13 protein-coding genes and 1 tRNA gene are annotated in these 22,755 nt (G+C 29.4%); 7 read left to right on the top strand and 7 right to left on the bottom strand.

What is annotated here, in order from left to right; all coding sequences use genetic code 11:
- Window positions 1-344 precede the first annotated feature (344 nt).
- Complete coding sequence (leuB, locus tag V3V28_RS10360) at window positions 345-1,463, bottom strand: 3-isopropylmalate dehydrogenase (protein ID WP_331364942.1); 1,119 nt, start codon at window positions 1,461-1,463, stop codon at window positions 345-347.
- A 92-nt stretch (window positions 1,464-1,555) separates the two neighbouring features.
- Entirely contained in the window at window positions 1,556-2,731 is a 1,176-nt protein-coding gene (locus V3V28_RS10355; protein WP_331364941.1) for a 2-isopropylmalate synthase, read from the bottom strand.
- 132 nt (window positions 2,732-2,863) lie between these two features.
- On the opposite strand from V3V28_RS10355, the gene V3V28_RS10350 reads away from it, so the two are divergent.
- The 4 genes from V3V28_RS10350 (at window position 2,864) to thrC (ending at window position 9,537) form a co-directional block, all read left to right on the top strand.
- A complete protein-coding gene (locus V3V28_RS10350) occupies window positions 2,864-4,426 on the top strand; it encodes a hypothetical protein (RefSeq protein WP_331364940.1) in 1,563 nt (520 codons plus the stop codon).
- A gap of 312 nt (window positions 4,427-4,738) precedes the next feature.
- A complete protein-coding gene (gene thrA / locus V3V28_RS10345) occupies window positions 4,739-7,177 on the top strand; it encodes a bifunctional aspartate kinase/homoserine dehydrogenase I (protein ID WP_331364939.1) in 2,439 nt (812 codons plus the stop codon).
- A gap of 79 nt (window positions 7,178-7,256) precedes the next feature.
- The gene (locus tag V3V28_RS10340) at window positions 7,257-8,180 is read left to right on the top strand and encodes a homoserine kinase (RefSeq protein WP_331364938.1); all 924 of its coding nucleotides are present in this window, start codon (window positions 7,257-7,259) and stop codon (window positions 8,178-8,180) included.
- A 70-nt stretch (window positions 8,181-8,250) separates the two neighbouring features.
- Complete coding sequence (thrC, locus tag V3V28_RS10335; protein ID WP_331364937.1) at window positions 8,251-9,537, top strand: threonine synthase; 1,287 nt, start codon at window positions 8,251-8,253, stop codon at window positions 9,535-9,537.
- A 72-nt stretch (window positions 9,538-9,609) separates the two neighbouring features.
- Here the strand turns inward: thrC and V3V28_RS10330 are convergent, their stop codons facing one another.
- Window positions 9,610-13,038, bottom strand: a complete 3,429-nt coding sequence (locus V3V28_RS10330; protein WP_331364936.1) for a CHAT domain-containing protein — start codon at window positions 13,036-13,038, stop codon at window positions 9,610-9,612.
- Between the two features lie 409 nt (window positions 13,039-13,447).
- Between V3V28_RS10330 and V3V28_RS10325 the strand changes: the two genes are divergently transcribed.
- Window positions 13,448-13,927 (top strand): DUF4202 domain-containing protein, encoded by a 480-nt coding sequence (locus V3V28_RS10325; RefSeq protein ID WP_331364935.1) that lies wholly within the window; start codon window positions 13,448-13,450, stop codon window positions 13,925-13,927.
- 92 nt (window positions 13,928-14,019) lie between these two features.
- Here the strand turns inward: V3V28_RS10325 and V3V28_RS10320 are convergent.
- Window positions 14,020-14,091, bottom strand: a tRNA-Gln gene (locus V3V28_RS10320).
- A 169-nt stretch (window positions 14,092-14,260) separates the two neighbouring features.
- On the opposite strand from V3V28_RS10320, the gene V3V28_RS10315 reads away from it, so the two are divergent.
- Both V3V28_RS10315 and V3V28_RS10310 read left to right on the top strand, forming a co-directional pair.
- Window positions 14,261-17,392 (top strand): glycosyltransferase family 117 protein, encoded by a 3,132-nt coding sequence (locus tag V3V28_RS10315; RefSeq protein WP_331364934.1) that lies wholly within the window; start codon window positions 14,261-14,263, stop codon window positions 17,390-17,392.
- A 1-nt stretch (window position 17,393) separates the two neighbouring features.
- Entirely contained in the window at window positions 17,394-18,056 is a 663-nt protein-coding gene (locus tag V3V28_RS10310) for a polysaccharide deacetylase family protein (RefSeq protein ID WP_331364933.1), read from the top strand.
- Between the two features lie 297 nt (window positions 18,057-18,353).
- Here V3V28_RS10310 and V3V28_RS10305 read toward each other — a convergent pair whose 3' ends face one another.
- The 3 genes from V3V28_RS10305 to cphA form a co-directional block, all read right to left on the bottom strand.
- Entirely contained in the window at window positions 18,354-18,647 is a 294-nt protein-coding gene (locus V3V28_RS10305; protein ID WP_331364932.1) for a thioredoxin family protein, read from the bottom strand.
- A gap of 88 nt (window positions 18,648-18,735) precedes the next feature.
- Window positions 18,736-19,959 (bottom strand): metallophosphoesterase, encoded by a 1,224-nt coding sequence (locus V3V28_RS10300; protein WP_331364931.1) that lies wholly within the window; start codon window positions 19,957-19,959, stop codon window positions 18,736-18,738.
- Window positions 19,960-20,060: 101 nt separating this feature from the next.
- On the bottom strand, window positions 20,061-22,721 hold the full coding sequence (gene cphA / locus V3V28_RS10295) for a cyanophycin synthetase (RefSeq protein WP_331364930.1): 2,661 nt from the start codon (window positions 22,719-22,721) through the stop codon (window positions 20,061-20,063).
- Between the last annotated feature and the right edge of the window lie 34 nt (window positions 22,722-22,755).

The raw sequence follows: 22,755 nt of genomic DNA, 5'->3' as shown, positions 1-22,755 counted from the left end.
ATAATGTAAAAAATTAATAATCAGTGTTTTATTTGTTTTTTATTATGATATTCAACTACTGAAAAAATACCATAAAAAAACCTTCCATTTTAGTGGAAGGTTCGTTTATAAAAAATATAAATAGCACTTCCTTATCATGTCGTAATAATTACGATGACTTTGATAATAGAAATAATATTTAATACTTGTTTTTTCATTGGTGTAAATTTTTATTTAAAAATGCAACTAATTTATTTTTTATTACTATTAAAATTAAACAAGTTTAGCCCAGATTGAAGCATATGTTTGAGCTCTTTTTTGTTTTTTTAGCAAAAAAAGCGAGTGCGTAAAGCTGGAAATAGCTTCTAAATAATTGTACTTTGTCCTGCGTGAATGTTTATGAAGTTAAGATTACTATCTTCTTGATTTAGAATATAATCTGCAATAAAATCACCTACTTTAGAAGTTGGTGCTGCATATTTATTTTTCCCTTTTATATCTACAGTAGTAATATTTAAATCTAAGGATTTTTCTACTGCTCTCTCAATTGCATCTGCTTCTTCATTTAAACCTAAATGCTCTAACATTAATGCTGCAGAAAGAATTGATGCTAAAGGATTTGCAATATCTTTACCTTTTGCCTCGGGAAAAGTTCCATGAACTGGAGCAAATAAAGCATTATCATTACCAATAGAAGATGATGCTAACAAACCAATTGAACCTGAAATTACACTGGCTTCGTCAGAAATAATATCTCCGAATAAGTTTTCTGTAAGAATTACATCAAACTTTTTTGGATTTAAAATTAGTTTCATTGTTGCATTATCTACATACAAATGTTCTAATTCTACATCTTTATATTCTTTGGCAATTTCTGTAACAGTTTTTCGCCATAAACGCGATGTTTCTAAAACGTTAGATTTATCTATTAGTGTCACTTTTTTATTTCTAGTTTGAGCATCTTTAAATGCTAAATGTGTAATTCTAGAAATTTGAGCTACAGTATACGAACAAACATCATAAGCAGACAACCCATCTTTACTTAATTCTTTTTTTCCAAAGTAAATTCCGCCAGTTAATTCTCTATAAATAACAATGTCTGTTCCTTTAATAATCTCTCTTCTTAAAGGAGAGTTTTTAATTAACTGATCGTAAGCTCTAACAGGGTTTCTATTACAAAAAAGATCTAATTCTTGCCTTAAATTTAATAAAGCTTGTTCTGGTCTAATCTTTAAAGATGGATCGTTATACTTTGGATCACCAATAGCACCAAATAAAATAGCGTCTGCTTTTTTACAAATTTCAATGGTTTCTTCGGGTAAAGGATTACCTGTTGCATCTATTGCGCAGGCTCCCATTTGTGCTTCTTTATATAAAAAAACATGATCGTAAATTTCTGCAACAGCATCTAATGCTTTTTTTGCTTGATTGGTTACTTCTGGTCCAATACCATCTCCAGGAATTACAGCGATTGTATATTTCATACGAGTTTCTTTTAGTTGACAAAGGTAGCTATAATTTTAAATTTTTATATTTAAAAGCACATAGCTACCATTGAAGACAAATTGTTATGTTTTTAAACGATTACTATTTTTGATTTCTTATTTACTTCGGTCATTATTGCATGAATATCTTCATCTTTTACTTCCTTTTGTTTGTCTGCAGTTTGTAAAAAAGCTTCGTATGCAATATCTAATTGAACTTTGGTTAATTCATAACCAATTTTTTTAGCTCTATATGCTAATGCTGCTCTACCACTTCTTGCTGTTAATACAATAGCACTTTCTGTAACACCAACTTCTTCAGGATCCATAATTTCGTATGTTTCTCTGTTTTTAATTACACCATCTTGGTGAATACCTGAACTATGTGCAAATGCATTTGCACCAACAATTGCTTTGTTTGGTTGTACTGGCATCCCCATACTTTCACGAACTAAGATACTTGTATCGTACAATAGTTTGGTGTTCACAGAAGTTTCTAAATTTAAATATGGATGTTGTTTTAACACCATAACTACTTCTTCTAAAGCTGTATTTCCTGCACGTTCACCGATACCATTAATAGTACATTCTATTTGACGTGCTCCATTTATAACTCCAGCAATTGAGTTTGCAGTTGCCATTCCTAAATCATTATGACAATGACAAGAAAGAATTACATTTTCAATTCCTTTTACGTTTTCACATAAATATTTCATTTTTGCTCCATATTCTTCTGGCAAACAATACCCAGTTGTATCTGGTATGTTTAATACAGTTGCTCCTGCTTTTATTACAGCTTCACAAACTCTTGCTAGATATTCATTATCTGTTCTACCAGCATCTTCAGCATAAAACTCTACATCTTCTACAAAAGATTTTGAATAAGTAACGGCTTTTACAGCACGTTCTATAACTTGTTCTCTTGTTGAATTAAATTTGAACTTTATATGAGAATCACTAGTTCCAATACCTGTATGAATTCTAGGGTGTTTTGCATATTTTAAAGCTTCCGCTGCAATTTTTATATCATTTTCTACTGCTCTGGTTAAACCACAAACTGTTGCGTTTTTTACAATTTTTGCAATTTCAGAAACTGATGTAAAATCTCCTGGGCTAGAAACAGGAAAACCTGCTTCAATAACGTTTACGCCCAATAAATCTAATCTTTCAGCAATTACTAATTTTTGTTTTGTATCCAATTTACATCCAGGGACTTGTTCTCCGTCTCTTAATGTAGTGTCAAATATTTGTACGTTGTTATCTAGCATAATTTCTGTAAAGATTGTCTTTATTATAAATCAAATATATATCTTGCCTTTTCAATCGATACTATTACTTATTAAAAGTCACGATTCCTAAATCAAAACAAATCAATACAAAACATTGGTTTATAATAGTTTATGAGTAAATTCATTACATTCGCCAATCAACAAAATGATGCTCTTTTTGTACTTATTAAATCTTTAACCAAGTCAGAAAAAAGACAATTTAACCTTTATGTAGGTCGGTTAGGAGGTAATATTGATGCAAAGTTCTTCTCTTTATTTAAGTTTTTAGAAAAGTTAAAAGTATATGATGAAAAGGTAATTATTGGAAGTGGAATTGTTTCTAAACAACAGTTATCAAACTTAAAAGCACATTTATACAAACAAATTTTAATTAGCCTTCGTTTAAATCCTGCACATAAAAACATAAGAATTCAAATTAGAGAACAATTAGATTTTGCTACTGTTTTATATCAAAAAGGGTTGTATAAACAGAGTTTAAAACTATTAGACAAAGCAAAAAATTTAGCGTTAGAAAATGAAGAAAAAAATATTGCTTACGAAATTGTTGAACTAGAAAAAGTTATTGAAACACAATACATTACAAGAAGTTTAAGCAACAGAGCAGACCAACTTTCTATACAGGCAAAAGAATTAAGTCAGCAAAATGTAGTTGCCAGTAAACTCTCTAATTTATCATTACAACTTTATAGTTATTTATTACAAAGTGGTTATGTGAAAAATGAAAAAGAATTAAAGTTTGTAAATAAATATTTTGAAGATAGATTGCCTAAATATGATTATCAAGAATTAGGTTTTAGGGAAAAATTATGGCTTTATAAAGCACATTTATGGCATAGTTTTTTAACTCAAGATTTTTTACAGAGTTATAAGTATGCTAGTAAATGGGTTGGTTTATTTAAAGAGAATAACAAGTTAATAGTTTTGCATCCTGTTTTTTATTTAAAAGGAATTAATTATTTATTGGAAGCTTCTTTCTTTGTAAAAAAAGTATCCACTTTTAAGAATGAGTTAGCTTTGTTTGAAGCAGATATTGAACAAAAGAAAATTCCTTTAAATACAAACACAGAATTACTAATATTCGAATATTTATACGCCAATAAACTGCATTTACATTTTTTAGAAGGTACTTTTTCTGAAGGTGAATATTTGGTAGATATTATTAATAGTAAGATTGAAGAATACAAAAACAGATTAGACAATCATTACATAGTAATGTTATATTACAAAATTGCTTGTTTGTATTTTGGAATGGGTAAAAACGAATTATGTATTACTTATTTGCAAAAAATTATTCATTCTAAAAATTTAGGATCTGCAGAAGATTTACAATGTTTTGCTCGTGTTTTAAATTTAATTGCACATTATGAATGTGGATTGGATTACGATTTAGAAAGACAATTTTTAGACACTTATAAGTTTTTATTAAAGATGGAAAATTTGCAAGAAGTTCAGAAGGTTTTTCTGAATTCTATAAGAGATTTAAGCGATGTTTTTCCACATGAAATTAAAAATGAATTCAAGAAAATTCATGCAAAATTAAATAAGTTCGAAAACCATCCATATGAAAAAAGAGCTTTCTTGTATTTAGATATTTTATCTTGGTTAGAAAGTAAAATTCAAAATAAACCAATTGCTTTAATTATTAAAGAAAAGATAAATCTATCCGCTAAATAGTTTGTTATTTATATTTTTAATACATCAATTTTAATAAATTCATATAAATTGATTCAAAAAGTAAAATAATCTACATTAAATAAGCATAAATTAAATTTTAACAATACTTTTGCTACGTGAGTATTTCTAATCTAAACATAAAAACCTTCAAAACTATTTCTATAGTTGGTGTTTCTATGGAAAATATTACACGCACTTCTACAACAATTACCCTTTAGGGGTTCTACTATATTATATAAACACAGGTTAAATTATTTCGATACACTCGATATAAAAATCATAAATAATTAATTTTCATTAAGAAATTTAAAAATGAAAGTATTAAAGTTTGGCGGCTCATCAGTTGCAAATTCAGAAAACATAAAAAAAGTTTTAGACATAGTTGCTAAAACATCTAAAGACAGTAAAGTTGCTGTTGTAGTATCTGCTTTTGGTAAATCTACCAATAATTTAATAGCAGGTGCTAATGAGTCTTTAAAAGACATTACTGCAGCTAAAGAAATTTTAAAGACTATAAGAGAATTACATTTTCAAGTAATTGAGGATTTGATTTACAAAAATAAAACGGAAGTTGTTGCCGAAATTTCTTCTTTGTTTACTAGACTTAATTCAATTTACGAAGGTATTTTTTTATTACAAGAATTGTCTGATAAAACATTAGCAAAAGTTTGTAGTTTTGGAGAGCGACTGTCTTCATACATTATTGCAAATGCTGCAAAAGAAATTTTAAACGCAACGCATAAGGAAAGTAGAGCGTTAATTTCTACTAACAATGAGTATTTAAATGCGCAAGTAAATTTTAAAATTACGAATAAAAAGATTATTTCATTTTTTGAAGAAAATATGTACCAAGTTACACTTTTAGGTGGCTTTATTTCTTCTAATATTGATGGAGAAACAACTACTTTAGGTAGAGGTGGTTCTGACTTTACTGCTGCAATTTATGCTGCAGCTTTAGAAGCAGAAGAGTTACAAATTTGGACAGACGTTAGTGGAATGTATACTGCAAACCCTAGCGTTGTAAAACAAGCATATCCTATTTCAGAAATTTCTTATGAAGAAGCAATGGAATTGTCTCATTTTGGAGCAAAAGTTTTGTATCCACCAACAATTCAACCTGCATTAAGAAAAGAAATTGCTATTAGAATTAAAAATACATTTGAACCAGAGAGTGTTGGAACCTTAATATGTAAAGACCCAAAAAACGGGAATGATGTGAAAGGAATTTCTCACATAGAAAATGTTAGTTTAATTACTTTAGAAGGTGGAGGAATGGTTGGGGTTCCTGGTTTTTCTAAACGTTTGTTTGAAACACTTTCTGTGGCAAAAATAAATGTTACTTTTATAACTCAAGCTTCATCAGAACATTCAATTTGCGTGGGTATTTTTGAAAACGACGCTGCAAAGGCAAAAAATCTTTTAGACGAAACTTTTAGTATAGAAATAGACAAAAAGAAAATAAAACCAATTATTATAGAAAGCGATTTAGCAATTATTGCTGTGGTTGGTGAAAGTATGAAAAACTACCAAGGTTTAAGCGGACAAATGTTTAGTGCTTTAGGTAGAAATAATGTAAATGTTAGAGCGATTGCACAAGGTTCATCAGAAAAAAATATCTCTGCTGTAATTAATAAACATGACGCAAAAAAAGCATTAAATATTTTACATGAGCAATTTTTTGAAGAAGAAACAAAGCAGTTAAATTTATTTGTTACTGGTGTTGGTAATGTTGGAGAACGTTTTTTATCTCAACTTCAACAACAAAAAGAATTCTTAAAAGAAAATCTAAAATTAAACATTAGAGTTATTGGGATTGCAAATTCTAGAAAAATGGCTTTTGACAATAAAGGTATCAATCTAGATAACTGGAAAGAAGCATTAGAAAACGGTGAGCCAACAACTTTAGAAAGCTTTCATAAAAAAGTAAAAGAATCAAACCATAGAAATAGTGTTTTTGTAGATAATACTGCTAATCAACAAGTTTCTGAAGTCTATGAAAGTTATTTAAGCGATAGTATTTCCGTAGTAACTTGTAATAAAATTGCTTGTGCTTCTAGTTTTGATAATTATAAAACTTTAAAACAAGTATCAAGAAAATATAATGCTTCGTTTTTATTTGAAACAAATGTTGGAGCAGGTTTACCAATTATAGATACACTTAAAAATTTAATCAATTCTGGTGATAGAGTTCAAAAAATTCAAGCTGTTTTATCTGGAAGTTTAAATTTTGTTTTCAATAATTTTAACGCCGATTCTACATTTCATGATGTTGTTGCAGCTGCTCAAAAAGAAGGCTATACAGAACCAGACCCTAAAATTGATTTAAGTGGAGTTGATGTTGCTAGAAAAATATTAATTTTAGCGAGAGAAAGTGGTTATAAATTAGAGTTAGAAGATATTTCTAATAATGCTTTTTTACCTGAAGACAGTTTAAAAACTTCTAATAATGACGACTTTTACTCGTCATTAACAAAAAACGAAGGGCATTTTCAAAATATATTTAAAGAAGCAAATGATAAAGATTGTCGCTTAAAATATGTTGCAGAATTTATTGATGGAAAAGCAAATGTAGGTTTACAGCACATTACTTCAGATCACCCTTTTTATAATTTAGAAGGAAGTGATAATATTGTATTATTTTTCACAGACAGATATCCAGAGAATCCTTTAATTATAAAAGGTGCTGGTGCTGGTGCAGATGTTACTGCTTCTGGTATTTTTGCTGATGTAATTAGAATTGCTAATAAATAAAGTCTTCAGTCTTCTGTAGGCAGTTTTCAGTAATCTACTGACTGCAAACTGAAGACTGAAGACTGCAAACTTTTAAAAAATGGATTATTTAAAAATATTTGCTCCTGCAACTGTTGCTAATGTTTCTTGTGGATTCGATTCCCTAGGTTTTGCTGTTGATGCAATTGGAGATGAAATGACGTTCACCAAAACAACCGAAAAGGGCGTTAAAATAACAAATATTACTGGTGCAGATTTAACGTATAATGTTGATGAAAATGCAGCAAGTGCTGTTGTTAAAAAAATATTGAATGCAGCAAATGCAGATTTCGGTGTCGAATTAACAATTCACAAAGGTTTTTCTCCAGGAAGTGGATTGGGTAGTTCTGCCGCAAGTGCTGCTGGAGCTGCTTTTGGTGCAAATCAATTTTTAGGAAATATTTATTCTGATTTAGAATTGACAAAATTTGCTATGTTTGGTGAAGAAGTTGCTTGTGGAACCCCAATTGCAGACAATGTTTCTGCCGCAATTTATGGCGGTTTTGTTTTAGTAAGAAGCTACAATCCTTTAGAAATTATAAAACTACCTATTCCTAGTGAATTAAGAGTTGTTGCTATTCACCCGCAAGTTGAAGTTAAAACAAAAGACGCTAGAGAAGTTTTACCTACAGAAATTGCTTTAAAAGATGCAGTTACACAATGGGCAAATGTAGGTGGATTGATTGCAGGTTTATATTCTGATAATTACGAATTAATAAGTAATTCTTTAGTAGATATTATTGTTGAACCTGTTCGTAAAGGTTTAATTCCACATTTTGACGAAGTAAAAAACGCAGCCACAAAAGCAGGAGCATTAGGAGCTGGAATTAGTGGTTCTGGACCAACAATTTATGCACTTTGTAAAGGAGATGAAATTGCCAAAAAAGTATACAAAAGCATCGAAGAAAGTTATAAAAATACAGGTATTGACTTTGAAATGTTTATTTCAAAAGTGAATCAAGAAGGAATAAAAATTATAAAATAGTTGTTAGTTTTGAGTGTTTAGTTTCCACTGTAACTCAAAACTCAAAACTCAAAACCAAAAACTTTAAATAATGAACTATTACAGTTTACACCATAAATCACCAATATCAACTTTTAAAAATGCAGTTGTTCAAGGTTTAGCTAAAGATAGAGGAATCTATTTTCCAGATAATATTCAACTACTTTCAAAAGATTTTATAGAGAACATTTCTGATTATTCAAATCATGAAATTGCATATGAAGTAATTAAACAGTTTGTAGGTGATGAAATTCCTACCGAAAAATTAAAAGAGATTGTAGCAAAAACTATTTCTTTCGATTTTCCTTTGGTTAAAGTTGATGATAACATAGCTTCTTTAGAATTGTTTCATGGACCAACAATGGCTTTTAAAGATGTTGGCGCAAAATTCATGGCGCAGTGTTTAGAATATTTCAATAAAGATAGTGATGACGAAGTAACTGTACTAGTTGCTACTTCTGGAGATACAGGAGGCGCAGTTGCAAACGGGTTTTTAGGAGTAAAAGGTGTAAATGTTGTTATCCTTTATCCATCAGGAAAAGTAAGTGATATTCAAGAAAAGCAATTGACAACTTTAGGTCAGAATATTACTGCTCTTGAAGTTGATGGTGTTTTTGATGATTGTCAAGAAATGGTAAAAACTGCCTTTTTAGATGAAGAAATAACAAAAACATTAACCTCTGCAAATTCTATAAACGTTGCACGTTGGTTACCACAAATGTTTTATTTTTTCTTTGCTTATAAAGAGTTACACAAAAAACATAAAGATCTAATTTTTTCTGTTCCAAGTGGAAATTTCGGAAATATTTGTGCGGGAATCATGGCGCAAAAATTAGGCTTACCTATTAAACATTTTGTAGCTTCTACAAATGTGAATGATATCGTTCCTAATTATTTAGTTGATGGAGTTTACAAACCAAAACCATCTAAAGCGACTATTTCTAACGCGATGGATGTTGGTAACCCAAGTAACTTTATCAGAATACAAGAATTGTTTAATAATGATTTAAAAGCGCTAAAAAGTGCATTTTCTTCTTATAGTTTTTCAGATGATGAAACTCGTGCTACAATGAAAGAAATCTATAATAATTCTGGTTACGTTGCAGATCCTCATGGAGCAGTTGGTTATTTAGGTTTAAAAAAACACGGTTTAAAAGAAAACGAATTTGGTGTTTTTCTAGAAACTGCACATCCAGTAAAGTTTTTAGATGTTGTTGAAGAAACGTTACCTGTAAAAGTTGAAATTCCAGCACAAATTAAAAAAGTAATCAACAATACTAAAGTTGCTTATAAAGCTTCAATGTATCAAGATTTAAAGGATTTCTTAATGAAAAAATAAAAAGTTAAATTTCTATAAAAGTAAAAAGCCCTAATAATTAAATTTATTAGGGCTTTTTTTATTAAAAAACACTTATTCAACCAAAATAAATGCGGCCCATTTTTCAGGTTCATCTTTATATTTTATCATCATTTGCTTTTGTGCCTTTTTAAAAGCTTTTGTAGCATCTTTTAACTCTTTCCAATAAGTATAAAAATAATTCATATACTCTGATGTTTCAGCATCTGGTACTTCCCATAAACTCATAATAATTTTACTTACACCTGCCATTTTAAATGCACGTTGTAAGCCGTAAACACCTTCAGAACCATCAATATCTCCCAAAGCAGTTTCGCAAGCACTTAACACAACTACCTCAGTGTTGCTTAAATCTAAATAAGAAATTTCTTTAGCTGTTAAAACACCATCTGGTCCTTTTATTATATTGTTCATCCCATTATTACCATTACTTAGAATTAAACCTGTTCTTTTTAATGGATCTTTATGAATTTTAAACTTACTCCCAAAACCAGTTGCATCTTTGTTATATTCATTATAAAACCCATGAGTAGCAATATGAATTACTGAAGGAGCGTTTCCTGAAAGAGACCAAAACTTATCTTCAGTAGCATTATTACCTCTTATTATTTCTGAAGTTGGTAGTATTTTTTTTATATTATTAACTTCTTCTAAAGTACCTTTTAGAAAATGAAACCCAACTGAACTTTCTTCATTTGTTGAGGTATTGTAATTTATACCACCAAAAGAAAGTAGATTATTTAAGTTTGGTTTTTTTGATTTTTCATTTATTAAAACAGAAGTATTTGATAATTGATTCAGGTCATATTTTTCTCCTAATAAAACACCATCTATATCTTGTACAGCAGCTAAAGGAATTTTATTCAGCAAGCCATCAAAAGAAAAATAAATAGTTTTATAATCTTTTATAAGGTTACTAATTGGTCTCCAAACAAATTCATACACTTGTTTACCATAAGTCTCTTTTTTAGTGCCCTTAGTTATTGTACCTCTATTTATATATGTTAAATTTTGAAGTTTGTTTGAATTTTCTTTTAAATCTGTTTCTAAACCTAGTTTAATAATACTTGGTTTTTTTTTGCTTTTTGTATATACATAAGCTAAATACTCATATTGATCTTTAAAATTTAATACTCTCTGATAATCAATAAAAACCTCATCTTCTTTTAATTTAATGTTTCTATAATCTGGAATTTTCACTAACGGTTCATCAAACTTTTTAAAGAAAAAAGAAACTAGGAATTCATATTGTTTTAGGGCTAGTTTATTAGCTTTTTCTAACAATTCTCCAGATTCATCTAAATAATTAAAATAATCTATATTGGCTTCATGTTTAAGTAAGTGTTTACTCATTTCTGCTACATTCTCTTGCAAAAATGGATCATTAGTAGCTAAAAGTTTTTTAAATATATTATTAACAATATTCAGTTTTAAGTTTTTTGATAAGAGTGATGCTTGAATGGCAATTTTATTTATTTTATCATCAGCTCCTTTTAATTTAAAATTAAAATATTGCAAACTAGCAAGTAGTTCTATACTCTCATTATTTATTTGAAATTCTATTGAAGAGGAAACTTTATACTTTAATTCATTTTCTAAATTTTTTAAGAAATATGTATGTGCTTTAAAGTAATATTCTTTTGCTTCTTCATATTTACTTTCGGCTGTTAATAATTGAGCATATTTAAAAACTGCTGAAAAGTATTCATTTGACAAATCATCATTTAACTCATATTGTTTAATAATTCTTTTGTAATTAAAACGAGATAACTTTAAAGTAGCATCTTGTTCATATGTTTGTTGAAGGACTAAAACACGTGAGTATGCAATTGTATTTTCTAAGCCTTTATCTTCCATTTTCTTTTTATTTAAATAGAAAACTTCCTTTGCTTTATCAAACTCATTAATTTTTAGCAGAGAAACAGTTTTTAATATCATTAATTCGGAAATTAATGTATAATCAGAATTAATTGATTCATTATAGTTTATAGCTAAATCTAAAAACTCTAAAGCTTTTTTTGCATTTCCATGAAGAGTTTGTATTCTTGAACAAACACTATATATACTGCCATACTTAATATTTATCCCTCTTAAAATTTCTTCATTTTTATTGAATAATTCTAATACTTTACCACCCTCATTATTATCCATATATAGTTGTGATAAATTCATAAATGTAAATATATAATCAGCTGTATAATCTTTATTTTTAACTACATAATTAAGTTTCTCTAAAAGAACTTTTTCTAGTTCTTTCCGCTTATTTTCATCCTTTAATAAAAAGAGGATTAACTGACTAAGAGATTTATTGTATTCCTTATAATTATTAGACTCTTTATAATATTTGATTTTGTCTTTAAGCCTTTTCTCTAGTTCTTTAACCAAATTTTTATCGTTTTTAATTAAATGTATATATATACTTAAGGCATTTATATACTTCTCATTTTTTACCTCTAAACGTTTATAGACATCTAATTCCAAACCGAGTATTTCAATTTGCTCTTTAACTTTATCTTCTTCTTTAACAAAAGATAAATAATTTTCTTTTGTTATTTTATAACCTTCACTATCAATTTCATTAGCTATTCTATATGTATTTAAAGCCATGCTAAAATAAATTTTAGCAAGTTTTAAGTGATTATTAATAGTGTTATTGTTATTATAACAAACCCCTAATTCATTATAAAAAAATGCCAGTTTTAAGTTGTTATCACCATAGACTTCATTATAATAATTGATTAAATTTTCTTCATAAGTAGTAAAACCATTACAATCATTTAAGGCCAAATATGTATTAAAAATAAACATATGAAAATCTTCAAAAAAAACAGATTTTAAATCAGGGTTTTGTTTTAACAAAAAAATTGCTTTCTTATAGTAGGTAAGTGCATCTTCGTGTTTTTTATCATTAAATGAAATGTGCCCCCTTTTTATAGCAACATTCATATATTCTTTTGAATAATTTTTAATATTTATAGAATCTATTTTCTCCCATTTTTTGTAAAAATAAAATGAATTTAAATAGTGATTATTAAACTCTTCTATAAATGCTAATTCTTTAATTGCAGGAAGTATGTTTTTGTTTTGTTTGACTATATTTTTAAACAATGTTTGATAATAATATTCAAGACCACCTGTCTTTATAGAGTCTTTTATATTTTTTTTAAGTTCATTATAATCTTTATAAGTTATGTCTAGATAATTTATAACTTTATTTAATAAACTGTCAGGTTCCATTTTGGTTGACACACCTTGTATTCTACCATAAGTAATTATTGAAGCAGGATATTCATTTATTAAAAAAGAAATCTTTTTTGCTTTTTTGTAATAAACAAAAGCTAATTTTTTATTGTTTTTTAAAAAAGCACTGTCGCCTTTTTTAGCTTGATATTTCCAATCATTTATTAAATCTCTTTCAATTTGAGAATACGACTTACCAAAAGTGAAAATTAAAACAAAAAAAAAGAAATAAGGTGTTTTCATAGTTAGTATACATCTGAAATCAAAAGTAGTAAATAATAAAACAATGAAAAATTATATGGTTAGACTGCAATTTTTCTAGATTAGTTAAATGGTTTGCTTGTCAAAATCTACCACCATAAAAAGTAAGAAATAATGTTGCTAGAAGTAGGTTAGCAGAGGTTATAAAGGAATACCTAAAATTGGCTACCCAATTCATAAAAAGATTTTTAATTAGAAACAGATGTAAATTTAGCGCCTATAATTATCTATTCTATTAAGCTTAAAGAAGGAAATATGTATATTGGCTTTTCTAAATAAAGGTAACGATGAAGTCAAGTAGATTTGAAACAGCCATTGCAATTATAGATAAAAAAATGCTGAAGCCCCAAACACGTATCAAGTTTCTGGTTTAGAATCTTCTAAAGAACTTTTGTATTCTCAAAAGATGACAAGAAAGCTGCTTCAATTTGCTCCAAATGCGTCAAAGGCATTACAAGTTGCAGCAAGATCACAACATATTTGTCGTTGGAAAATAGGTAGAAAAGAATATCCAATGGATAGAATTGGGTATTTAAAATGGCGCGAGGAATTAAAAAAAATGCATGCAAGACTTACGGTAGAAATACTTGAACAGGTTGGTTTTGAAAATCAATTTATAGAAAGCGTTGAAAAAATTATATTAAAAAAATTAATTAAGAAAAGTGAAGAGTCTCAAACTTTAGAAGACATTATTTGTTTGGTTTTTCTAGAGTATTATTTTGATGAATTTACAACGAAACATACAGATGAAAAAATAATCAATATTTTAAAGAAAACTTGGTTTAAAATGTCTGATAAAGGTCATAATGCAGCTTTAAATATTTCTTTTTCTGATAAAAATTTAGCGTTGGTAAAACAAGCTATTTCATAAGAAATTTAAATTAACATATGGTTTTTTAATAAAAAAGGAAGTTTATAAAAAGTAAAAAGTCCTAACAAATTTAATTTGTTAGGACTTTTTTGTTGGCCTACAAGGACTCGAACCTTGAATGTCGGTACCAAAAACCGGTGTGTTACCAATTACACCATAGGCCAATGCTTTTATGCGGGTGCAAATTTAACACATTCTTTCAATCCTACAAACATTTTTAAATAAATTTTGACTTTAACAAACTTTTATGAGCATTCAGCCTATCAATAAAGTAACTTACTGCCTATTTTATTGGTAAATATTAGTAAATTCGCCACAGATTATTTTAGAATTATGACATCAGTAAATTTTAAAAAATGGAATATCATTTTAGGATGGATTGCATTTATAATAGCCTTAATTACCTATACCTTAACACTAGAGCCAACAGTTAGCTCTTGGGATTGTGGAGAATATATTGCCACTTCTGTTAAATTACAAGTTGGGCATCCTCCTGGAGCACCACTTTTTCAAATGTTAGGCGCATTTTTTGCAATGTTTACGGGCGATTTAAGTCAGATTGCAAAAATGGTAAACTTTATGTCTGCTTTGGCAAGTGCATTTACAATTCTGTTTATGTTTTGGACCATTACCAATTTAGCTAAAAAATTAGCTCTAAAATCTGGTGCAATTTCCGAAGGAAAATACATTGCTATTTTAGGAAGTAGTTTAGTAGGTTCTTTAGCGTATACATTTTCAGACAGTTTTTGGTTTAGTGCAGTTGAAGGAGAAGTGTATGCAATGTCTTCTTTCTTAATGGCGTTATTATTTTGGTTAGGTTTAAAATGGGAAACAGAAATTCATACAGCAAGAGGAAACAAATGGCTGGTTTTAATCAGTTTTGTAGTTGGTTTATCGTTTGGTGTACACATATTGTCATTGTTGGTAATTCCTTCAATTGTAATGTTGTATTTCTTTAAAACATATAAAAACATCAATTTTAAAACAACGGCAATTGCAACTGTAATTTCTGTGGTAGTTTTAATGTTTGTTTTTAAATTCTTATTCCCTTTTACTTTAAAATTCTTTAGTGCATCAGAATTATTCTTTATCAATTCTATTGGATTGCCATATAATTCAGGTTCTATTATTGCTGCAATTATTTTAGTTGCGTTGTTTTTCTTCGGATTAAAATACACTAGAAAACATAATAAGATTACGGCAAATACTTTAATTCTTTCCGTTTTATTTATTATGGTTGGTTTCTCTTCTTGGATGATGTTACCAATTAGAGCAAACGCAAATACAACAGTAAACGAAAATAATCCTTCTAGTGCACGTGAATTATTAGCGTATTATGAACGTGAACAATATGGTGATGCCAATGTTTTTTATGATACTTATTATTCTAATTCTTACGAAAGAGATCAAGATAGAAACAAACCTTTTAGAGACGATAAACCAAAGTACGAAAAGTTAAATGGTAAATATGAAATTGTAAATAAATACAAAAATGTATTGCCTAATTATTCAGATAAACACAAAGGTTTTATACCAAGAATGGTAGATCCATCAAAAGAAAAAATGTACAAAGCTATCGCTGGTATTTCTCCAAATAGTAAACGTAGACCTACTTTTGGAGAAAACATAAGCTTTATGATGAGTTTTCAGTTTGGTTATATGTACGGTCGTTATTTTATGTGGAATTTTGTTGGAAAACAAAACGACACACAAGGTAATTTAGATATTGAAAACGGGAACTGGTTAAGTGGAATCGACATCATTGATGAAGCAAGATTAGGCTCTCAAAAAGCATTACCAGATGATGTAGAACATAACAAAGGAAGAAATAAATATTATTTTTTACCACTAATTTTAGGATTAATTGGGTTGTTTTATCAAATTAAATGGGACAAAGAAAACTTTTTTACATTGTTACTTTTCTTTGCTTTTACTGGTTTGGCAATTATATTTTACACAAACCCAAAACCATTTGAACCAAGAGAAAGAGATTATGCTGTGGTAGGTAGTTTCTACATTTTTGCAATTTGGATTGGTTTAGGTGTACTCGCATTATATGAATATTTAAAAAGTTTTGCTAACAAAAAAACAATAGCAATTGCAGTTTCTGTAGTTTCACTTTTAGCAGTACCAACCTTAATGGCTTCCGAAAATTGGGATGATCATGATAGAGGCGGTAGACACACCACTTTACTAAATGCACAAGCGTATTTAGAATCTTGTGATCAAAACGCAATTTTATTTACAATTGGAGATAATGATACTTTTCCGCTTTGGTACCTACAAGAAGTTGAAGGAATTAGAACCGATTTAAAGTTAATAAACACAAGCCTTTTTGCAACAGATTGGTATATAGATCAGATGAAAAGAGCCAGCTATAAAGCAGCTCCTATTCCATCTCAATTAACGCACGATCAATACAAATTTGGTACTTTAGATGTAGCGTATCACGTTCCGCATCCCCAGTTTAAAGATTCTATAATTAACATTAAAGATTTTATGCGATGGATTGCAAGTGATAATCTTGTAACCTATTATATCGATGAAGAAAATGATGTAAAAGAAAAAACATACCCAACCAATAGAATTCGAATTCCTGTTAATAAAGAAAATGCTTTAAAATCTGGAATTGTTGCACAAAAAGATGCAGATAAAATTGTAGATTATATAGATATTACTGTTGATAGACAAGGTTTAACTAAAAACAGAATTTTAATGTTAGATATTTTGGCAAACTTCGATTGGAAACGCCCAATTTATTTTACAGGTGGTGCAAATGCAGATGAAGAATATATCTGGTTAAAAGATTATATGCAATTAGACGGAATGTCTTACAAATTAGTGCCAATTAAAACACCAACAAAAATTTACGACAAAGAAGGTAAATTAGTTAGAGAGGTTAGTTTGTTTGATATGGGTAGAATTGATACTGAAAAAATGTACGCCAATATTAAAAAATTAAACTGGCACAATATTAACAGCGGTAAAATCTATATTGATGAACAAACAAGACGAAACGCAATTTCTTTACGTAACAATTTAATGCGTTTGTCTGAAACATTCTTAAAACAAAAAGATTCAGCTTCTGCAAAAGAAGTATTAGATTTGTCTTTGTATAAAATGCCAATTGAAGATTTTGGGCATTACAGTATATCTTTAGGGTATCCAGAATTGTACTATAAAATTGGCGACAAAGAAAGTGCTAGAAAAACGGCTAGAACTTTGATTACTATTTTTCAGCAAAAGCTACAACATTACAGTACATACAAAGATTTTGACATGGTTTTCGATAATATTGATACACATTTATATATGTATAGAAATATTTTAGGACAGATTGAAGAATTTGATGGCGATAGAGAATATATGAATCAACTACAGAATGAATTTATAGAAAATGTAAAATTATTCAGCAGTTTAATTCCTGATGAAGAACCAGCCGATTTAGAGCTAATAAAAGAATAAATTGAAATCATATTTCCCCAGAACGCCAAATGTTATTATGAGATTCTTCTCTAAATACACTTGGCGTTTTTCTTTGGCTAAAAAAGAAATCTACTTAACTTTTGATGATGGCCCAACTCCAGAAATTACTGATTTTGTTTTAGACCAATTAAAGAAACACAACGCAAAAGCTACTTTTTTTTGCATTGGAAAAAATACTGTAAATCATCCAGAAATTTTTAACAGGATACTTTCTGATAAACATTCAATTGGAAATCATACACAAAACCATCTAAACGGCTGGAAAATTCCTAAAGATGATTATTTAGAGAATGTTTTAGAATGCGAGAATGTCATTTCAACTGAAATGGAGAAATCTCAAATCTCAAAATTAAAGTCTCAAAACTTAAAACTTTTTAGACCTCCTTATGGAAAAATAAGATCTTCGCAAGCGAAAGAAATCCTTAAAAAAGGATATAAAATAATTATGTGGGATGTTTTATCTGCAGATTTTGATACATCAATTTCTAAAGAAAAATGTTTAGATAATGTTTTAAAAAACACTAAAAACGGAAGTATTATTGTTTTTCATGACAGTATAAAAGCTGCCGAAAAATTGCGTTTTGTGTTACCTAAAGTTTTGGAAGAATTTACTAAAAATAGATTTACTTTTAAGGCAATTTAAAAGATTTTTTAGAGTGTCATTCCTGTGTAAGCAGGAATCTAAACTTGGTTTTCAAAAAAACACTGTTATAAAATAAATATTTTATATCCTTTTTTATGGATTTCTGCCTTCGTAGGTATGATAAATAATTTTTAATAAAAGATAATTGTTTGCAAATAAGTTTAGCCCAGATTGAAGTGGCATCCTTTTTTACTGTCAGTTCGAGTAATTTTTTTGACGAAGGAAGAAAAATTGTATCGAGAACAAAGTAAAAAAGATATAACGGAAAGCTGGAAAAAGCTTCAAAAAAAAAGGATTTTAAAAATACTCTTGTACTAAACCAATTAAAGTTTTTGCATCTTTAAAACCTGTTTGACGCCATTTCATTTCGCCATTTTTATAGATCATAAAAGTAGGGTTTCCTTTTACACGCAAAGCGTCTGCAAGTATTTCATTCTTCTTAATGTCTATTTTAATTACTTTGGCTTTATCACCTAAAGCGATAGCTACATCTCTTAATGTTTCTATGTTGTTTTCTATTTCGTTCCAATCTGTGTAAAAGTCGATTAGAACTGGTTTATTAAAGTTAATTAATTCGCCAAATTTTGTCATAATATAAAGTTTTTATAGGGGGAAAAACATATAGATTACTTTTTCTTTAATTGACAAAGATAGCATTTCTTATTGAATAAGCTGATTGTCAGCCTTTTTTCAATTCTATAACGGTAATTTCTGGCCAAATACCAACGCGTCCTGGAAATGCATGATACCCAAAACCTCTGTTTACATTTATATATCTACCAGCTTCTTCATACAAACCTGCCCATTGTTTATAAACATATTTTGAAGGACTCCATTTTAACCAACCCGGAATTTCAATTCCCATTTGCAAACCATGTGTATGGCCGCTTAACGTAAGTTGATAATTAAAAGGATCATCTTTTATCTTGTATTCCCAATGACTTGGGTCGTGAGACATTAAGATTTTAAAGTCTTCTTGTTTTATATTTGCAGATGCTTTTTGTAAATCTCCAGCTTGATTAAATCCTTTTCCCCAATTTTCTACGCCTAGCAATGCTATTTTTTGTCCGTCTTTTTCTAAATAACGATGTTCATCTAATAATAAATCGAAACCAATTTTTTGATGAATGTCTTTTACTTTCTGAAAATTATCAATTTTATCTTGCGGATTTTTCCAATCCATATAATCACCATAATCATGGTTTCCAAGAATTGCATATTTACCTTCTTTAGCTTCTAGTTTATCGAAAACATCAATCCAATTATCCATTTCATCTGCTTTGTTATTTACAATATCGCCTGTAAATAACATAATATCAGATTTTTGTTGATTTATTAAATCAACACCATATTTTATTTTTTCTTTGTTAGTGAAACTTCCTGAATGGATATCTGAAATTTGTGTAATCGTAAAACCATCGAAAGCTTCTGGTAGATCTTTAAAGGTTAGTTGGTATTTTAAAACCTTGTAATTGTATTTTCCTTGAATAATTCCGTAAATAAAAGCTGCAAAAGGAATTGATGCCAAGCCTAAAGCTATTTGAGAAATAAATTTTCTTCTACTTGGTAGTGGTTTTGTATCTCCTTGCGATATTGCGGAAATTAACTTCAAAATCCACCTATAAATATCTTCACCAAACAACACAAAAATTATAACTAATTTAGGTATTGAAACTGTTAGTAACAAACCCATTGCCATTTGAAATTCTGGCGTTTGACCGTTACTTCTATCATAACTAAAGATAGTAATAAAAGAGTACAAGTACACACTAATACTAATTGCTAAAAATAGAAAGCGAACTAATTTACTTTTAGAAATGGTTTTAAATGCTTGAAATGTATAAACTTCTACCGTAATTATTAAAACGGTTAAAATTATAAGAGGAATTACCCAACGTGGCATAAAAATATATTTTTTTGCGAATTTACCTTTTTAAAAACCTAATGATTTGGTTTTTAGAAGACTTTAACAAAAAAGCTCCCAAATTTGGAAGCTTTTTATTTTTAATGTTGATTAGGTATATTATCTGTTGTAAACTCATAGAGTTCATTTGCTTCTTTTTCTTTGAGTTCTTTAACCAAGTTTAAAGCATCTGGAATTACATCGCTACATAATACAATTAATGCATCTTTAGGAGCATGTTTTACTGCGTGTAAAATTGCATCTCTTTCAGAAGGAATTATAGTTGTCTTTTTATTTGGATCTCGTTTTTTAATTCCATCATCAAGCATTTTAATCAACTCTTCTTCTGTTTTGCCACGTAACCTTTTGTCTTGACGAATAATTACTTCATCAAACATATCTGCAGCAATACTTCCCATTTCGTTGTTATCTTCTAAACGACGATCTCCAATCCCAGCAATAATTCCTATTTTAACAGACGCTTCTAAATTATCTGTAAACGACTTTAAAGCTCTCATTCCTGCAGGATTATGTGCGTAATCTACCAAAATTTGAAAGTTTTTAAATTTAAATAAATTCATTCTTCCTGGAGTTTGTGTAGCAGACGGAATAAAGGTTTCTAAAGACATTTTCATGTCCTCAATAGAAAACCCTTTTAAGTACGCGGTTAAAACTGCGGGCAACACATTTTGTATCATAAATGTTGCTTTTCCACCAAAAGTTAATGGAACGTTTACTGCTTTAATAATTCTCATCTTCCATTCACCTCTACAAATTGTGATGTATCCGTTTTCGTAAATTGCAGATAAACCTCCTCGTTTTTGCATCGCTTTTATTCGAGGATTCTCTTCATCTAAAGAGAACAATGCAACGTTACATTCAATATTTTTACGCATTGCGTATACCAAATCATCATCTGCATTTAAAATTGCTGTTCCTTCAGGTGAAACTGTCTCCGGAATTACTCCTTTTACTTTTGCTAATTGCTCAACTGTATGGATTCCTTTTAAACCTAAATGATCTGCAGCAACATTAGTTACAATACCAATATCGCAATGTTTAAATCCTAAACCAGCTCTTAATAAACCACCTCGTGCAGATTCTAAAACTGCAAAATCTACTGTTGGATCTCGTAATACAAATTCTGCACTTGCAGGACCTGTACAATCTCCAGTCATTAATAATCTATTTTGAATATAAACACCATCACTTGTTGTATAACCAACATTGTAACCTTTCATTTTTGCCATATGCGCAATTAAACGCGTGGTGGTGGTTTTTCCGTTTGTACCAGAAATGGCAATAATTGGAATTCTTGATGTTGCTCCTGGTGGAAATAATTTATCAATTACTGGTGCTGCAACGTTTCTTGGTAAACCTTCTGTTGGTGCTAAATGCATTCTAAACCCTGGACCAGCATTTACTTCTAATACTGCTCCTCCAGTTTCTGATAATGGTTTAGAAATGTCAGTTGTCATTATGTCAATTCCGCAAATATCTAAATCGATAATTTTTGAAATTCGCTCCACCATAAATACATTTGCAGGGTGAACTATATCTGTAACATCTTTCGCAGTTCCACCAGTACTTAAATTAGCAGTGTCTTTTAAAATAAGTCTTTCTCCTTTTTTAATTACTGCATCTATGGTGTAACCTGCATCTTTTATAATGGTTTCTGTTAATTCGTTAACTGTAATTTGTGTTAATACTTTTTCATGACCATAACCTCTACGTGGGTCTTTATTTACTTCATCAATTAATTCTTGCACTGTAGATTTACCATCACCAATAACGTGTGCTGGAGTTCTAATTGCAGCAGCTACCAATTTATTGTTGATTACCAACAACCTATAATCTTCTCCTGTTATAAATTTCTCTACGATAATCGCTCCACTTTTAGAGCTATTCTTCGCGTGCTTAAAACCTTCTAATGCATCTTCATAGTTTTGAATATTTACTGTAATTCCACGCCCATGATTACCATCAATCGGTTTTATAACCAAAGGATAACCAACGTAATCGCAAGCGTCTTGTAAACTTCTTTCTCTTCGTATAATATCTCCTTTTGGTACTTCCACCTCTGCTTGTTCTAGCAAATATTTTGTATCTTCTTTATCACATGCAAGTTCAACACCAATACTACTTGTTTCACTAGTAACGGTTGCTTGAATACGCTTTTGATTGGCTCCATAACCAAGTTGAACCAATGAATATTGATTCAAACGAATCCAAGGAATTCCTCTTTCTTCTGCTTCTGCAACAATAGAACCTGTACTTGGCCCTAAACGAGAGCTTTCTCGTAGTTTTCGCATTTCTTGAATATCTTCATCTAAGTCATACGTTTCACCATTAATTAAAGCTTCACAAATTCTAACAGCTGCTTTTGCTGCATATCTACCAACATTTTCTTCAATATAAGAAAACACTACGCTATAAACACCTTCCTCACCATAACCTCTAGTTCGCCCAAAGCCTGTGTCCATATCTGCTAAAGTCTGTATTTCTAAAGCAATATGTTCTATAATATGGCCCATCCAAGTTCCTTCATCAACTCGCATAAAGAAACCTCCCTCACAACCTTCTGAACAACGGTGCGAGTACATGCTAGGAAACATTGCTTTTAATCGTTCTGAAAAACCATCTACTTTATTTGACGGATACTCCTCCATTTTCTCTAAATCGAGAACCATTACAATTAGTTTATGTCTTCTAACCGACCAGTAATTTGGTCCTCTCATTGCATTAATACTTACTATTTTCATATTCGATTAGTTTTTATTCATTAGAAAAGATTAT

The organism is Polaribacter sp., assembly GCF_036480315.1.
In the GTDB taxonomy this organism is placed as follows: domain Bacteria; phylum Bacteroidota; class Bacteroidia; order Flavobacteriales; family Flavobacteriaceae; genus Polaribacter.
The sequence above is the reverse complement of the archived record's forward strand: the minus strand, read 5'-3'. Positions and strand labels throughout refer to the sequence as shown.

What these genes read in the sequence shown, in the direction of transcription:
- leuB (WP_331364942.1), bottom strand. Translation starts at nt 1,463, where the DNA reads ATGAAATATACAATCGCTGTAATTCCTGGAGATGGTATTGGACCAGAA.
- V3V28_RS10355 (WP_331364941.1), bottom strand. Translation starts at nt 2,731, where the DNA reads ATGCTAGATAACAACGTACAAATATTTGACACTACATTAAGAGACGGA.
- V3V28_RS10350 (WP_331364940.1), top strand. Translation starts at nt 2,864, where the DNA reads ATGAGTAAATTCATTACATTCGCCAATCAACAAAATGATGCTCTTTTT.
- thrA (WP_331364939.1), top strand. Translation starts at nt 4,739, where the DNA reads ATGAAAGTATTAAAGTTTGGCGGCTCATCAGTTGCAAATTCAGAAAAC.
- V3V28_RS10340 (WP_331364938.1), top strand. Translation starts at nt 7,257, where the DNA reads ATGGATTATTTAAAAATATTTGCTCCTGCAACTGTTGCTAATGTTTCT.
- thrC (WP_331364937.1), top strand. Translation starts at nt 8,251, where the DNA reads ATGAACTATTACAGTTTACACCATAAATCACCAATATCAACTTTTAAA.
- V3V28_RS10330 (WP_331364936.1), bottom strand. Translation starts at nt 13,038, where the DNA reads ATGAAAACACCTTATTTCTTTTTTTTTGTTTTAATTTTCACTTTTGGT.
- V3V28_RS10315 (WP_331364934.1), top strand. Translation starts at nt 14,261, where the DNA reads ATGACATCAGTAAATTTTAAAAAATGGAATATCATTTTAGGATGGATT.
- V3V28_RS10305 (WP_331364932.1), bottom strand. Translation starts at nt 18,647, where the DNA reads ATGACAAAATTTGGCGAATTAATTAACTTTAATAAACCAGTTCTAATC.
- V3V28_RS10300 (WP_331364931.1), bottom strand. Translation starts at nt 19,959, where the DNA reads ATGCCACGTTGGGTAATTCCTCTTATAATTTTAACCGTTTTAATAATT.
- cphA (WP_331364930.1), bottom strand. Translation starts at nt 22,721, where the DNA reads ATGAAAATAGTAAGTATTAATGCAATGAGAGGACCAAATTACTGGTCG.